Raw genomic sequence first — 15,470 nt, 5'->3', positions numbered from 1 at the left:
CTGACGCATGTCGCAGAAGTTCATCAGCCTCGACGACGCGGCCGCCAAACTGGGCGTGCCGAAAGAGCGCCTCAACCAGCTCCGCGAAGCGGGCGACCTCCGCGCGTACCGCGACGGGCCGAGTTGGAAGTTCCGCACCGAGGAGATCGAGAAGCTCGAAGCGGAGGGTTTGCCGGGCGAGGGGCCGCCGTCGGACGACGCGCTGTCGCTCGACTCGGGCGAGCTGAGCCTGGAGGACCCGCCCACGCCCGGCCCCGCGCCGATCGAGCCGCCGCCGGCGGAGAACAAAGGAGCGGACACGCCGGCCGAGGCAGCCGTCGATGACAGCGACGACGACGACGACATCGGCCTGGGCGTGGAGCCGCTCGGCGAGGGGGACGACGCCGAGTCGATCCTCCTGACCGACGAGGACGTCGGCCCCCCGCGCCCTCAGAGCACGATCATCGGCAAGAGCGAGCTGTCGCTCGAGAGCGACCTTGCGCTCGCGTCCGGCTCGGACGACGCGCCGGCGCCATCGGGCGGCCCGGCGTCGTCGACGCCGGCTCTGGCCGGCGAGAGCGGCGAGCTCGAGCTCGACACCGGCGCCGCGCCGCCGGCCGGCTCGGCTGCCGGCAAGAGCGACCCGCAGCTCGACGACGACGACGACGACCTGGAGCTCGACTTGGCCGGCAGCGACGCGTCGCAGTCCGGCTCGGGCAGCATGGCCGGCTTCTCCGGCATCGACTTGGCCGCCGACGACGACGACGACCTCGTCCTCGGCGGGTCCGACGGGTCCGACCCGGCCGCCGGCGACAGCGGCGTCAACCTCGCGCCGAGCGACAGCGGATTCTCCCTCGACGAGGTGCCGCCGGACCTCAGCGGCTCGGCGATCGGCTCGTCGCTCGACTTGGCGTCGCTCTCGGCGGCGGGCTCGGGCGTGTCGGGGCTGGGGGGCAGCGCCGTCAGCAACGAGGACTTCCAGCTCACGCCCGACGAGGCCGGCGACGACGAGGAAGACAGCTCGCAGGTGGTGTCGCTCGACGACATGGAGGAGAGCGAAGAGGACCTGCCCGCGTTCGACTCGATCGACGAGGACGACGAAGACGGCTTCGGCGAGGGCCTCGGCGCCGGCGGCCTGGGTGGCCCCTCGGGGCTGGGCGTGGAGGGGGCGGGCGTCGCCACGGCGCCGGTCATGTCCCAAGAAGCGACCTTCCCAGGCTGGATCCTCGGGTTCCTCTGCGCGAGCCTGCTGGCGTGCCTGCTCTGCGGTTTCCTCGCGCTGGAGCTGCTCCGGAGCATGTGGACCTACGAGGAGCCGTTCTCGTTCAGCAGCAGCGTGATGGAGAGCCTGGCCAGCCTGATCTCGGGCTGAGCGAGGGCGCCGGGTCTCGGGCTGAGCGAGGGCGCCGGGGCCGCTCGACACGCGACGCTGCGGCAAGCTGTCGCGGCCCAAGGCTTGTCGGGTAGGCCGCCGCGCGGGGGGCGTCGTAGGATAGGGGGCTCGCCGGACCGCTCCCCCGAGCCCGCACCCTCCAAGCGCCCGCCGCCGTGCCTAGTCGCCTCGTCGTTGCCGCCGCCGCCACGCTCGTAGGGAGTGCGTGCCTGGTCGGCTGCCGCCCCGAAGAGCCGATCCAGACGTACCGCGTCGCCAAGGCGCGGCCCGCCGCGCCGGCGGGCCCTCCGAGCGCCCCGCCAGTGACTCCCACGGGCGAGCCGACGCACCGGATGATCGCCTCGATCGTGCCGGGGAGCGACCAGGCGTGGTTTTTCAAGGCGGTCGGCCCGGTCGAGCAAGTCGACGCAGCGGCCCAGGAGCTCAAGGGCTGGCTGCGGAGCGTTCGGCTAGAGGACGGCCGCCCGACGTGGGACCTGCCCGACGGCTGGCGGGCCGGCGACGAGCGAGCCATGCGTCTGGCGACCCTCTACGCCCCGGCCGGCGACAGTGAACTCGAGATCAGCGTCATCGGTTTGCCTGTCGTGGGGGACTGGTCGTCGCAAGTGCTAGACAACGTGAACCGCTGGCGTGGCCAGCTCTCGCTGCCGCCGGTTTCGGCGGAGGGTCTCGGCGAATCGACCGAGCCGCTGGACGAAGTGGCCGGCAAGGCGGTCTTGGTCGACGAGCGCGGCTGGTTCGAGGCCGGCGCGATGGCGGCCCCGTTCGCCGGCCCGGCGGCCGCGCCGCCTTCCGCACCGCAGGCCCCCGCCGCGCCGCCGCAGCAGACCGAGCTCCGCGGCGACCCGCCCGACGACTGGTCCGCCGCCCCCGGGTCCGCGATGCGAAAGGCCTCGTACAAAACGTCCGGCGGCGCCGAGGTAACGGCGTTTGCTTTCCCGGCTAGCGGCGCGATGGGCGAGCGGCTGCCGAACGTGAACCGTTGGCGCGGCGAAGTCGGCCTGCCTCCCACGACCGAGCAAGACCTCGCCGATTCGGCCGAGTCGATCGAACTGCTTGGCGCGGAAGGGTCGTACTTCCACCTAGCCGGCCCCGAAGAAACCACCCACGCCGCGATGGCCGTGCGCGGCGACCAGGCGTGGTTCTTCAAGCTGCGCGGCCCGACCGCCGAGGCCGACGCGCAGCGCGACGCGTTCCGCGGTTGGCTCGCTTCGCTGTCGCTCGAATAACCCTCCGAGGCCGCCGGCCGAACCGTGCCGGCGGGTCCGATATGGCTTCCGCCATCGCCGAGCCCGTTCCTCCCGCCGCCGACGCCGCCCGCGCTCCGGCGCCCAAGCCCCACCCGGCCGCGCCCGGCGCCGTGCTGCGGTGGCTGGCGTCGTTGCGGTTGACGGTCGTGCTCTTTGCGTTGGCGATCTTCCTGGTCTTCGTCGGCACGCTCGCCCAGGTCGACCACGACGTCTGGTTCGTCGTCGAGCAGTCGTACTTCCGGGTCTGGTTCGCGTGGGTCGAGCTGCAAGCGCTGCAGCGCCTGGTCGAGTTGTTCACCAAGGGCGAGCCCCAGCCGGTCAGCGGCGGGTTCTGGTTCCCGGGCGGGCTGCTAATCGGCTCGGCGATGTTCGCCAACCTGATGGCGGCCCACGCGGTCCGCTTCAAGGTGGCCGCCAAGGGCCGCCGCCTTTCGGCGGGCCTCGCTGTGCTGGCGGCCGGCGCCGCGGCGACCCTGTGGGTGATCGTCGAGGGGATGGACCAGTCGCTCAAAGGGCAGCTCTCCCCCGCGTTCTGCGACGGGCTGTGGCAAGCGATCCGCGCGGCCCTGGCCGGCGGGTCCCTGTGGGCCCTGTGGCTGTGCGTCCAGCGACGCGACCGCCTCCGCGCGCCCGAGTGGTGGCTCGCCACGGGCGTGTCGGCCGTGATGGTGGGCTTGGCGGGTTACCTGTACGCGAACCCGGGCGTGGGGCCGGACGATGCGGGCATGCGGATCGTGTGGCAGCTGACCAAGTGCGGCGCGGCGGCCGTGCTGACGTTCGCGGGCTGCTGGATGGTCTTCCGCCAGCGCGCCGGCATCGTGCTGCTGCACACGGGGATCGCCCTGTTGATGGTCGGCGAGCTGGTGACCCACCTGTCCGCCGTCGAAGGGGTCATGACGGTCCCCGAGGGCGCCACCGTCAACTTCGCGGAGGACATCCGGCGCGTCGAGCTGGCCGTGGTGACCGACGAGGGGGACGCCGAACGGGTGACCGTCGTGCCGGGCTCCCGGCTGGCCGCGGCCGCCGAGTCGGGCGCCGTGATCTCGCACGCCGACTTGCCCTTCGATCTGCGCGTCGCGCGGTTCGACGTGAACTCGACGCTCCTTCCGGCCGAGCAAGCCGAAGACAACCCGGCGACCCAGGGCGCGGGGCTGGAGCGTGTCGCGTTGCCGCAGCGCTCGGTCGATGGCGTGTCCACCGGCGGCGGGGTCAATCGGCCGTCGGCGTACGTCGAGCTGCTCGAGAAGGATTCCGGCGATTCGCTCGGCGTGTGGCTCGTGTCGGCGTCGACCTGGCAGGCGGGCCCGATGGTGCAGCGCGGCCTCACGCCGCAACCGGTCGACGTCGGCGGCCAGCCCCGCCAGATCGACCTGCGTTTCAAGCGGCTCTACAAGGACTACGCGATCACGCTGGAGGACTTCACCTTCGACCGCTACGCGGGCACCAGCATCCCGAAGAACTTCCAGTCCGACGTGGTCCTCAGCGACCCGTCGCGGGGCGTGCGGCGGCCGGTCAGCATCTGGATGAACAACCCGCTGCGGTACGCGGGCGACACGCTCTACCAGTCGAGCTACGACGAGGCCACCGAGGCCACGACCGTGTTGCAGGTGGTCACCAACAGCGGCTGGATGATCCCCTACGTGAGCTGCGTGTTCGTCGGCTTCGGCCTGGTCGCCCACTTCGCGATCACGCTCGGCCGGTTCGTCCGCCGCCGCCAAGACGAGGCCGCCCGCGACGCCGCGCAGCCCGCCCAGCCACAGGCCTCGGCCGAATGGCTTTCGGTGTCGAACCTCCGGCGGCCGGCCGTGTGGGCGCCCGCGTTGGCGGCGCTGGTAGCGGCCGGCTACTTCGCGAGCAAGGCCCGCGCCCCAGGCGACGCGGCCGACGCCGTGTCGCGCTTCGCCGCGGCGCCGGTCGCCGAAGGGGGCCGGGTCAAGCCGATCGACACCCTCGCGCGGACCACGCTTCAGGCGCTCAGCGGGCTACAAGAAGTCAAGCCGGCCGGCGAGGACGCCGAGCCCACGCCCGCCGCCGAGTGGCTGCTGGACAGCGTGTCGCAGCGCGACGGCTGGGACGCCCACCGCGTGTTCCGGATCGAGAACGTCGAGCTGCTCGACCTGCTCGGCCTGCCGCCGCGGCCGGGCTCGTACCGCTACAGCTACCAAGAGGTCATGGCCGAGGGCGAGCGCCTGGGCCAGCAAGTCGACACGGCCGTCGCTCAGGCCCGCGCAATCGAGGCGGCCGGCGAGCGGGGCGAGTCGGCCGAGCCCTTGGGCATCGTGCAAGAGAAAACACTGCAGCTGGCCGACAAGCTGACCCTGTTCCACAAGGTGGTCGGCGCGTTCGGCGAGCCGCGGTTCTCTAGCCGCACCGAAGAAGGCCTCCGCGAGGAGCTGCTCCAGGCCACGGCACAGGTAGACCGACTCCGCCGCACGGGAGCGCCGGCCGTCGCGCCGCCGTCGGAAGTCGGCGGCGCGTGGCGCACGCTCTTCGAGGCGAGCCTCAACGACCTGGCCCGGGTGATCCAGGGCAAGGACCGCTCGCCGATCGTGGCCGCCTGGTCGGGTGCGCTGGCTGCCTACGCCGGCGGGGACGACGCCGCGCTGGCGGAGTCCCTCGACGAGATCGAACGCGCCGCGAGCGACCACGAGCGCGCCCTGGCAGCCAACCCGGAAGCCGCGGCCGAGCTGGCCCTCTCGGAGCGGCTCTCGTCGGGCAAGGTGCGCTTCGAGACCTGGCTCAACCGCTTCACGCCGTTCTACTACTGCGCGGCGATGTACGTGGTCGCGTTCGTGCTCGCCGCCGCGAGCTGGCTGCCGCTAGGGCGCGTGGCGCCGCGGTGCCTGGCCCGCAGCGCCACGGCGGTGATCGTCGTGACGCTCGTCGTGCACACGCTCGCGCTCGCGGCGCGGGTCTATATCTCCGGCCGGCCGCCGGTCACCAACCTCTACTCGTCGGCGGTCTTCATCGGCTGGGCGGTGGTGCTGCTGGGCGTGGCCTACGAGGCCGTGTACCGCCTGGGGATCGGCAGCGCGGTCGCTTCGGCCCTCGGCTTCGCCACGCTGATCGTGGCCCACTACCTGTCGCTCGACAGCGACACGTTCACCGTGCTCCAAGCCGTGCTCGACACGCAGTTCTGGCTCGCGACCCACGTGGTCACCGTCACGCTCGGCTACGCGGCGACCTACCTGGCCGGCGCGTTCGGCGTCGCCTACCTGTTCGCCGCGGCGCTGCCCAAGGCGCTGGGCTTCGCCGGCGCGGTCGACGCGCGCGGCGCGCGGCAGGTGTCTGGCATGATTTACGGCGTGCTCTGCTTCGCGCTGTTGTTCAGCTTCGTGGGCACGGTGCTCGGCGGGCTGTGGGCCGACGACTCGTGGGGCCGCTTCTGGGGCTGGGACCCGAAGGAGAACGGCGCGCTGATCATCGTGCTGTGGAACGCGTTGGTGCTGCACGCGCGGTGGGGCAAGATGGTCGGCCCGACCGGCCTGGCCACACTCGCCGTCGGCGGCAACATCGTCACCACTTGGAGCTGGTTCGGCGTGAACGAGCTGGGCGTGGGGCTGCACGCGTACGGCGCCTCGGAGAGCAGCACCGCGCTGTGGCTGCTGGGATTCGCCGCCAGCCAAGCGGTGCTGATCCTGCTCGGCGCGACCGCGTCGGCGGCCGCCGCGACCCGTTCCGCGTGAGGCCCCGGCCGCGGGTCCTCCCCGGCCGTGGCCGGTTCGGCTAGAGTGCCAGCCCTGTTGCTGTGCCTCTTCCCCGCCAAGCCGCTCCCGGCCCCCCCCTATGAGACGCTACGCCGCCGAAGCGATCGGCACGTTCGCCCTGGTGTTCGCCGGGACCGGCGCGGTCGTGGCCGACGGGTTCTCCGGCGGCGCGGTGGGGCTGGTCGGGGTGTCGCTCGCGTTTGGTCTGGTGGTGGCCGCGATGGTCTACACCATCGGCGACGTGTCCGGCGCGCACATCAACCCGGCGGTGACCGTGGCGATCTGGGCCACGGGCCGCTTCGCCGCGCGCGACGTGGCGCCGTACGTGGCCGCCCAGTGCCTGGGCGCCGTGGCCGCGAGCGCGCTGTTGTGGGCGATGTTCCCCGACGCCGAATCGCTCGGCCCCACCTTGCCGGTGGGGCCGCTGTGGCGGTCGCTGGTGATGGAGGTCGTGCTCACGTTCTTCCTGATGTTCGTCGTGCTCGGCGTGACCGCGCCCGGCAAGCCCGAGACCGTGCTCGCCGGCTTGGTGATCGGCGGAACGGTCTCCTTCGCGGTCTTCTGCGGCGCGCCGGTCTGCGGCGCGTCGATGAACCCGGCCCGCTCCCTCGGCCCCGCGTTGGTGGGCGGCGACATGGGCCCCATGTGGCTGTACGTGGTCGGCCCCGTCGGCGGCGCGTTGCTGGCGGTGGCCGTGAGCAACTACCTCCGCCGCGGCGTCGACCACAGCCAAGAAGAGCTGATCGCCTCCGCGCCGGAAGCGTGAGCTGCGTCCCGCCGCCCTACCCCCATCACCTCCGCCCTCCCTAATGAAACGCGTTCTCATCCTCTGCACCGGCAACTCGTGCCGCTCCCAGATGGCCGAGGGCCTCTGGAACGACCTCGGCAAGGGGCAGTGGGAGGCCGTGTCGGCCGGTTCGCGGCCGGCGGGGTACGTGAACCCACTGGCGATCCGGGCGATGGACGAGCTGGGGCTGGACATCTCGGCGAACCAGAGCAAGTCGGTCGACGAGTTCGCCAGCGAGCGGTTCGACCTGGCCGTGACCGTGTGCGACAACGCCCGCGACGCGTGCCCCGTGTTCCCCAACGCGGCCGAGACGCTTCATTGGCCGTTCGACGACCCGTACTATGCCAGCGGCGACGAGGCCGCGCAGATGGGCGAGTTCCGCCGGGTACGCGACGAGATCCGCGCGAAGATCGCCGCTTTCTTGGCAGGTCAACGCGGCGCCTAGCGGCCCCGGCCACGGCGGCGTCGGTCGCGGCGTCGGTCGCGGTCGCCGTCGTTGCTCGACGTGGAAACCGCCGCGCCCTGTGCGGACAGCGCGCTGAGCAGCGCGTTGCGTAGCTCGCCGGTCGCGAGGCCCCCTTCCATCGGCACCACGCGCACGGTCGTGGTCGGCTTGGCCTGCTGGTCGATCTCGCGGATGGTTTCCACCACGCTCTGGAAGACCTCGTCGCGGGCCGACACGATGACGACGTTCGCCTCGTCGTCGGCGCCGAGCGACAGCAGCCCGTCGAACCCGATGAACGCGGGCTCCGACGCGCCGTCGCGGGTGTCGAGCTGCGTGAGGTACCGCGTGAGGGAGCTACGCCCCTTGTTCTCCGGCGTGTCGAACTCCTTGTCTCCGCGGCTGAGCATCTCGCGGTAGACCTCCTTCACGGCGGCGACCACGGTCGACGCCTTCGCGTACTCCAGCGCGATCGTGCGCGTGCGTCGCACGACGACGCGGTCGTCGATCGGCTGGCGGTCCCACGCATCGATCAACCGGCCGATCTCGGCGAGCTGATCGGGCGTGGCGTTGGCGACCAGGATCGTGCTGCTCCAGTCGTCGGCCAGGAACCGCAGCGGCTGGCGTCGCGAAAGCTTGACGGGCTCGTCGTCGTCACCGAACCGTCGACTCAGGTATCGGCTGAAATCGTCTTCCTCTTCGGCGAGGAAGTCGCTGAAGTACGTCTCGAGGCTGTCGACGATGTCCTCCGGGTTGCGGTTCTTCACCGGGAACACCCGGTAGCGGTCCGGCGCGGGGGCGAGCTGCTCGACGAGGCTCTCCAATCGGGCCAGCGTGGCGGGGTCGTCCGACGCGACGACGATCCGGCCCGAAGAGTCGAGCTGCACGGTGGCCTTCGGCTTGGTCGCTTTGGCGGCGGGTTCGGCCTCCTCGTCGGCGCCGCCGTCGCTCACGTTGAGCAACCGGAAGCGGTTGGGCGGGCGCTGCGCGGTGGTGCGCGGTTCGGTTTTGGCGTCTTCTTCGGCGGAGTCGTCGGTCGCCTTGGGTTCGTCTTCCTGCGCGTCGGGCGGCAGCACGAGCTCGGTCTCGCCGCCGATGGCCGGCCACGCCGACTCGATCTGCCGCAACAGCCGGGCTGTCTCCTCGGGCCCGAGCGCGTCGAACACGCGCATGTTGCGGTTCTCGTATTCCTGCAGCGGCGGCTCACCCAGCTTCGTCAGAAGGTCGCGGATCTCTTCCATCTGCCGCGGCGTGCCGCGCGCGATCAGGCGGTTGTTCTCGATGTCGGCGTCGACCCGCAGGATCGTGTCGGGCTCTTCCTCGTCGCTGTCGCGGTTCCGTCGGTAGCTGTAGTACCACGGCATATCGTCGTCGTCGTCCTCCTTCGGCTTCTCGATGATCAGCGCCTGGATCGATCCGGCGACCGCTTCGGCCGGCAGGCGGCGGAGCCAGAACACCTCGACGACCGTTTCGGCGCCGTCGAGCTGCTCGATCAGCTCGCCGATCTTCGTGTGGTCGCGCTGCGACGCGCGGGCGAAGAGCGTCTTGGAGTCGGCGTCGCCACGCAGCTCGGCGCGGGGGCTGAGGTTGCCGATCTCGTTGAGCGTGTCGATCACCGCTTGCGGGGCGATGGTCTTCAGGCGGTACTGCTCGAGCGTGCGGTCGCCGGGGTCGCCGGCGGTGGGCGCCTCGGTCGAGGGCACGTCGAGCGCTTCGATGGCGCGCGCGATGACCCGCATCTCGGCGGGCGGCGCGTTGGCTAGCACGCTGTTGCGTTGGCGGTTGTAGGCCAGGTAGACCGGCGGGCCCTCCTTCTGCAGCAGCTTCGCGACGTCCTGCCCGCGCTGCGCCATCTGCTGCATCAGCTCCAGCTTCTGCTGCTGCATCCGCAGCTCCATCTGGCTGGGGCGGCTGTTCGGGTCGAGGCCGAGCACCACGTACAGGATGTCGATCACCTCCGACGCCTGCACGTACTCGAGGAAGAACTCGCGCGGCACCTCGCGGCCCTCGGCGGCCACCCGCTCCGAGTTGAGCAGCGCGCTGACCATCCGCAGGTTGGCGACGTTGTCGATCAGCAAGACCCGCTTGGTCGCCGCGAGCGGCAGCGCCTTCGCGTGGGGGCCCATCGCTTGCTTGAGGTCCTCGACCGCCTTGCTCGCCTCGAGGCCGGGCGGCAGCTCGAGCGAGAGCTTGACGATGTCGTGCGGCTGGCGGTCGTACAGCTCCTCCTCGTCGACACGCGGCACGAGGCTCGGCTCGAGCTCCGAGAGCTTCACCACGCTGAGCACCTCGCCGGAGAGCAGCAGCGCGTAGCCCCGCGCTTGCAGGTGGCGGTTGATCAGGTCGCGCGCCTCGGGCAGGGGGTACGCGCGTTGGGTGGTGAGGTTGAGGTAGTCGCCGGGCAGCTCCCGCCAGTCGAGGCTCAGGTCGCTCACCGCGGCGAGCCACTGCAGCACGTCGGCCCACGGCTGGCCGTTGAACGAGAACGACACGCGGCCGCTCTCGTCGGGTTTGGCTTCTAGCTCGCGCGGGTCGGGCGGCTTGGGGGGCTCGTTGGGGCGGGTGACCGGCTTCGGCGCTTCGGGCTTGTCGTCGCCGTCTTTCTTCTCGCTGTCTTCTTCTTTCTTTTCGTCGCCCTTCTCGTCCTTCTTTTCCTCGTCCTTCTTCTCGCCCTCGGGCTTGGCCTCCTGCCCCGGCGGAGAGCCGCCGGGGCGACCGCGCGGGCCGCGGCCCTCGAACTGCGCGAGCGCGCCCACGGCCGGCGCGTCGGCGAGCACGGGGCGGTTTGCCGTGGCGGCCGCAACAGACACGACCAGCGACAGCAGCAGCGGAGTATTCAGATGCTTCGGCGGCATCGACGAGCCTCGGCGGGGATTCTGCGGGCGAGCGTTTCCCCACTGTACAAGCCCGGCGGCCCGAAGCCCAACTCTCGCGGGGCGAATCGGCTGCTTCAGGGGCGGGCGTCCCACGGCGCCGTCAGCGCCGAGGCGCCGCCGGCCGTAACCCCCACGACCATCACGCCCCCCCGCGGCGGGCCCTCGGCGAGGGCCCCCGACAAGTAGGGGAAGGCCTCCGCGAGGCCCGCCATTTCGCTCCACGCGACCGCCCGCGCGAACACGGTGGTTAGCGGCTGGCCGTCGTCCGACTCGGCGGGCTGGTCGGCGATAGCGTCGTCGACCGTGTCGTCGCCGAGCCATCCCCGGGCGATCTGTGAGCCGAGCTCGTCTTCGCAATCGACGAGCACCACCACCGGGTGCGGCAGCCCGTCGGCGATCGCTTCGTCGTAGGTCGCGAACACCAACGGCAGCGACGACTCGACGAGCCACTGCTGTTGTTCGAGCGGGTCGTCGGGGTTCGGTTCGGGTGGAGGGTCGGCGTGCATCGCCGCGAGTGTACGCCCAGCCGCGACCGCGGGGGAGCGGCCGACGGGACGGCGAGTCGGGTCCGCACGCGTTCGCTGGGCAAGAAAAGGTCCTTCCGGGTTCTCCGTAAGAAACCTCGGACAAACGCGTATTTGGACCTCAACTCGGACAACAACGAGCGGGGGGTCGCCCCGACGCCATCGCCCTCGCATCGACCGCGGCCCAGGGGTGACGGCCGACGCGAGGGCGACGACGACGGGGCTCGAGCGAGACCTATCGATCCAGAATCACGCCCCAAAGTACTACAGCTTGGTGATCCCCTCCCGTTTTCGCCGTCGCGTCGGTCCTCGCCCTCCGATGGGATCGACGCGACGGCGGAAACGGGCGGGGCGGCCTCCTCTTGTCGAGCCCGAGCCGAGGGAACTGCACTCACGGAAAACCCGGATGGACAAAAAAAAGCCCGGCCCCGCCACGAGGGCGGGGCCGGGTGTCGTTGTCAGTGCTTAGACCCCGCTCGCTACGCCGTCGGCATACAGCCGGCTACAGAACGCGGCGGCGCTGGTCGAAGCAGGTGGTGGTCGCTCACGGCGACCCGCCGGTCGTCGTCAAGCCAGACCACCTGGCTGGCTACGCTTACAACAGTCGGTCAAAGTACCACCTCCTTCGTATTAAGTGCTGGACGCGTGGGGCGAGAATGCCAGAGACACCCCCACGGGACCGGTTCGTCCGTCGCGCCGCGTTAGCGCGACCTCGACTCCGTTAGTTTAATCGGCGGCCCGGAACGGTGCAGCGGAGATTTGTCCCGGGAAATGGCCGATTCCTAACTGTTTAGACTCACCCAGCGGCCCCTTGGTTCTGCTCTGGCACGGGTTTTTCTCGAACTTTTCGCCGGCCGCCGTGGTCCCGTGCGGCACGTGAAAGCCGCACCCCGCAGCGAGAGAGGATCCCGCCGATGAACCGCAAGCAACTCGAGAAGCTCGGCGTGCCTCCGGTCTGTGTGCCCGCCGCGATCCGCTGCTTGTCGACCGCGTCGGAGCAGGGGACCGGGTTTGGGTTGAAGGGCAAGCGCGCCAAGGAAGCCATCGCCGCCGTGCTGCGCTCGCCCGCCGAGCACAAGGGCGACCCCGTGTGGGCCCCCTTCGCCCAAGCCCTCGAAGACGACGCCGCCGCGCCCGACCCGCCGCGCCGCGAGCCGATCGCGTACCAGTCGTGGGAGGCCCCCTCGCCCGACGACGCGATCGACCCGGGCGCCCACGCGCAGATGCGTCAGGCGTGCCGCGTGCCCTTGGCCGTGGGCGCCGCGTTGATGCCCGACGCGCACGTGGGTTACGGCCTGCCGATCGGCGGCGTGCTGGCTTGCGAGAACGCGGTGATCCCGTACGCGGTGGGCGTCGACATCGCGTGCCGCATGAAGCTGTCGGTGCTCGACCTGCCGCCCGAGTCGATCGACACGCGCCGCAACGCTCTGAAGGAAGCGCTCGAGGGGGGCACACGCTTCGGAGTGGGCGTCGAGCACTCGCCGCGGCAGCAGCACGAGGTGCTCGATCGCGACTGGGGCGTTTCGCGCGTCACGCGCGAGAAGAAGGACACCGCTTGGAAGCAACTCGGCACCAGCGGCTCGGGCAACCACTTCGTCGAGTTCGGCGAGCTCACCCTCGACGAGCGCGACGAAGAGCTCGGCCTCGACGCGGGCCGCTACCTCGCGCTGCTGAGTCACAGCGGCAGCCGCGGCGCCGGAGCGGCGGTGTGCAGCACGTACAGCCAGATCGCGCAGCGCCTGCTGCCCAAGCGGCACGCGGAGCTGGGCCGCCTGGCGTGGCTGCCGCTCGACAGCGAGGAGGGCCAAGCGTACTGGGCCGCGATGAACCTGATGGGCGAGTACGCCTCGGCCAACCACGCGGTGATCCACCGCCTGGTGACAAAGCTCCTCGGCGCCCACGTGGTGGCGGGGGTCGAGAACCACCACAACTTCGCGTGGAAGGAGTTCCACGGCGGCAAGGAGGTGGTCGTCCACCGCAAGGGCGCCACGCCGGCCGCCGCGGGGGAACTCGGCGTGATCCCCGGCTCGATGGCCTCGCCCGCTTACGTGGTCCGCGGCAAGGGGAACCCGGGGAGCCTGAACTCCGCGTCGCACGGCGCGGGGCGGCGGATGAGCCGGCGTCAGGCGCGCGACACGTTCCGCTTCGGCGCCGAGAAGAAGCGGCTAGCGGGGCAGGGCGTCGAGGTCCTCGCGGCCGGCGCCGACGAGGTCCCCGGCGTGTACAAAGACATCGACGCGGTCATGGGCGCCCAGGCCGACCTGGTCGACGTCGTCGCACGGTTCGACCCCCGGCTAGTCCGCATGTGCGGCGACGGCAGCCGAGCGGAGGATTAGGAGTAGGCAGAGGGCAGAGGGCAGTAGGCAGATTTGCTCAAATAGCCCCACCGTTTAGCAGGCCTGCCTGCTGCCCTCTGCCTACTGCCCTCTACCTTCTAGCATGCACGAAGCCTCCTACACCTGCGGCGAGTGCGGCGAGGAGATCGTCGTGCCGATCGACCTCTCGGCCGGCGCGAGCCAGCAGTATGTCGAAGACTGCCCCGTGTGCTGCCGCGCGAACGTGATCCGAGTCGAGATCGACCCAGACGGCGAAGCGCACGCCTGGGGGGAATTGGAATGAGGCCGCGGGTGGCCGGGGGTAGGCCGCAGGTGGCAGGCCCCTGGCGTGGCAGTCATCATGGGCGAGCGACGCTCTACCTACCACCGGATCCTTCTCCCCGGCCACTTTGCCCATGCCCCACCCCATCACCTTCGCTCCCGGCACGCGGCTCGACCTGAAGGGCGTCGACCCGCGACACGTCCGAGGCGACTGGGACAAGCAGAAGGCCAAGGAGCGGATCGAGGAGAACACCGAGCGGTCGCGCGACCTGGCCTACCAGCTCTACGCGGAGAACCGCCGCGCGTTGCTGCTGGTGCTGCAAGGGATGGACACCGCCGGCAAGGACGGCACGATCCGCACGGTGATGACCGGCATCAACCCCCAGAGCTTCCAGATCACGCCGTTCAAGCAGCCGAGCCACGAGGAGCTCGACCACGACTTCCTCTGGCGGATCCACCGCGCCGTGCCGCGCCGCGGCAACATCGGCATCTTCAACCGCAGCCACTACGAGGACGTGCTCGTCGTGCGTGTGCACAACCTCGTCCCCGAGGAGCAGTGGCGGAAGCGGTACGACCGGATCAACGACTTCGAGAAGCTGCTGACCGAGGGGGGCGTCGTGCTGCTGAAGTGCTTCCTCCACATCAGCAAGGACGAGCAACGCGAGCGGTTGCAGGCGCGGCTGGACAAGCCGCACAAGCGGTGGAAGTTCAGCCGGGCCGACCTCGCCGAGAGGGAGCTGTGGGACGACTACCAAGCCGCCTACGAGGACGCGCTGGCCAACTGCAACACCGGGCACGCTCCCTGGCAGGTGATCCCCTCGGACCGCAAGTGGTACCGCAACCTGATCGTGAGCGAGCTGCTCCGCGACACGCTCGAGAAGATGAACCCGCAAATCCCCGCGGCCGAGGAGGGCCTCGACGGGGTCGTCGTGGAGTGAGGAGGGCGGGCACGCAGCGCGGGCTATGAGTTGCCGGCGACCGGCGCGCCTTTGTAGACTTGGGGCATGCCCCCCGGCCCCCTTTCGTCGTCGCCCGACACGATGAGCGGAGCGATCGTGTTCCGCGGCACGCGTGTGCCCCTGCAGGCATTCGTTGATTGCCTCAAGGCGGGCGACACGATCGACGACTTTCTCGACGGCTACCCGACGGTGACCCGTGAGCAGGTGCTCGCGGTGCTATTCGGTCCGCTGTGAGTCAGGTCGACGCTCTTATCGAGAACGCCCAGACGCTCCGGCGCCGCGTCGCGCGGCTGCGCTTCGCCCCGCCGGTGACGCACGTCTACAACCCGCTGGTTTATGCGTGGGCGCCGCACGAGGCCTACCTGCGCAAGGCGGGCGCCGGGCGGAAGCGGGTGGTCTTCCTGGGGATGAACCCCGGCCCCTGGGGCATGGCCCAGACCGGCGTGCCGTTCGGCGAGGTGGCCGCCGCGCGCGACTGGATCGGCGTCGACGCGCCGGTCAGCAAGCCGAAGAACGAGCACCCGAAGCGGCCGGTCGAGGGCTTCGCTTGCCGGCGGAGCGAGGTCTCGGGCCGGCGGCTGTGGGGGCTGTTCGCTGGGCGCTTCGGCTCGGCCGACGCGTTCTTCCGCGAGCACTTCGTCGCGAACTACTGCCCGCTGGTCTTCATGACCGAGTCGGGCAAAAACCACACGCCCGACAAGCTGCCCGCGGCGGAGCGCGAGCCGCTCGCCGCCGCGTGCGAAGCGCACCTGGCCGAGCTGCTCGAGCGGCTCCGCCCCGAGTGGGCGGTCGGCGTGGGCAAGTACGCCGAGAATTGCCTCGACCGCGTGGCCGGCGAGCGCGTGCGCGTCACGACCGTGCTGCACCCGAGCCCGGCCAGCCCGGCGGCGAACCGCGGCTGGGCGGAGGCGGCGACGGGGCAGCTAGAGGCGGCGGGTGTGTGGTGATGCTCAGCA

Annotated in this window: 12 protein-coding genes; 10 read left to right on the top strand and 2 right to left on the bottom strand. The window is 70.9% G+C overall.

Going from position 1 to position 15,470, the window contains the following annotated elements; all coding sequences use genetic code 11:
• The first annotated feature begins 7 nt into the window (after window positions 1–7).
• The 5 genes from RIC11_RS00565 (at window position 8) to RIC11_RS00545 (ending at window position 7,561) form a co-directional block, all read left to right on the top strand.
• Complete coding sequence (locus tag RIC11_RS00565; protein WP_350207870.1) at window positions 8–1,351, top strand: helix-turn-helix domain-containing protein; 1,344 nt, start codon at window positions 8–10, stop codon at window positions 1,349–1,351.
• A 176-nt stretch (window positions 1,352–1,527) separates the two neighbouring features.
• Window positions 1,528–2,601: a hypothetical protein gene (locus RIC11_RS00560; protein ID WP_350207869.1), complete on the top strand. Its 1,074-nt coding sequence runs from the start codon at window positions 1,528–1,530 to the stop codon at window positions 2,599–2,601.
• Window positions 2,602–2,642: 41 nt separating this feature from the next.
• Window positions 2,643–6,308 carry a cytochrome c biogenesis protein gene (locus RIC11_RS00555; RefSeq protein WP_350207868.1) on the top strand — a complete coding sequence of 1,222 codons (3,666 nt, stop codon included), beginning with the start codon at window positions 2,643–2,645 and terminating at the stop codon, window positions 6,306–6,308.
• Between the two features lie 100 nt (window positions 6,309–6,408).
• On the top strand, window positions 6,409–7,095 hold the full coding sequence (locus RIC11_RS00550; protein WP_350207867.1) for an MIP/aquaporin family protein: 687 nt from the start codon (window positions 6,409–6,411) through the stop codon (window positions 7,093–7,095).
• A 43-nt stretch (window positions 7,096–7,138) separates the two neighbouring features.
• Window positions 7,139–7,561: an arsenate reductase ArsC gene (locus RIC11_RS00545; RefSeq protein WP_350207866.1), complete on the top strand. Its 423-nt coding sequence runs from the start codon at window positions 7,139–7,141 to the stop codon at window positions 7,559–7,561.
• On the opposite strand, the gene RIC11_RS00540 is transcribed toward RIC11_RS00545, so the two are convergent.
• Complete coding sequence (locus RIC11_RS00540; protein WP_350207865.1) at window positions 7,558–10,413, bottom strand: secretin N-terminal domain-containing protein; 2,856 nt, start codon at window positions 10,411–10,413, stop codon at window positions 7,558–7,560. The two genes, RIC11_RS00545 and RIC11_RS00540, sit on opposite strands and share 4 nt — an antisense overlap.
• Before the next feature lie 95 nt (window positions 10,414–10,508).
• Complete coding sequence (locus RIC11_RS00535) at window positions 10,509–10,940, bottom strand: hypothetical protein (protein ID WP_350207864.1); 432 nt, start codon at window positions 10,938–10,940, stop codon at window positions 10,509–10,511.
• Window positions 10,941–11,872: 932 nt separating this feature from the next.
• On the opposite strand from RIC11_RS00535, the gene RIC11_RS00530 reads away from it, so the two are divergent.
• The 5 genes from RIC11_RS00530 (at window position 11,873) to RIC11_RS00510 (ending at window position 15,461) form a co-directional block, all read left to right on the top strand.
• Window positions 11,873–13,294, top strand: a complete 1,422-nt coding sequence (locus RIC11_RS00530) for an RtcB family protein (protein WP_350207863.1) — start codon at window positions 11,873–11,875, stop codon at window positions 13,292–13,294.
• Between the two features lie 103 nt (window positions 13,295–13,397).
• Window positions 13,398–13,577, top strand: a complete 180-nt coding sequence (locus tag RIC11_RS00525; protein WP_350207862.1) for a CPXCG motif-containing cysteine-rich protein — start codon at window positions 13,398–13,400, stop codon at window positions 13,575–13,577.
• A 112-nt stretch (window positions 13,578–13,689) separates the two neighbouring features.
• A complete protein-coding gene (locus RIC11_RS00520) occupies window positions 13,690–14,493 on the top strand; it encodes a polyphosphate kinase 2 family protein (protein WP_350207861.1) in 804 nt (267 codons plus the stop codon).
• A gap of 66 nt (window positions 14,494–14,559) precedes the next feature.
• A complete protein-coding gene (locus RIC11_RS00515; protein ID WP_350207860.1) occupies window positions 14,560–14,748 on the top strand; it encodes a DUF433 domain-containing protein in 189 nt (62 codons plus the stop codon).
• A complete protein-coding gene (locus RIC11_RS00510; RefSeq protein ID WP_350207859.1) occupies window positions 14,745–15,461 on the top strand; it encodes a uracil-DNA glycosylase family protein in 717 nt (238 codons plus the stop codon). Before RIC11_RS00515 ends, RIC11_RS00510 begins: the two co-directional genes overlap by 4 nt.
• Window positions 15,462–15,470 lie beyond the last annotated feature (9 nt).

It is taken from the genome of Botrimarina sp. (assembly GCF_040219535.1).
GTDB lineage: Bacteria > Planctomycetota > Planctomycetia > Pirellulales > Lacipirellulaceae > Botrimarina.
Note: the sequence above shows the minus strand (reverse complement) of the source record. Positions and strands in the feature narration are given on the sequence as shown.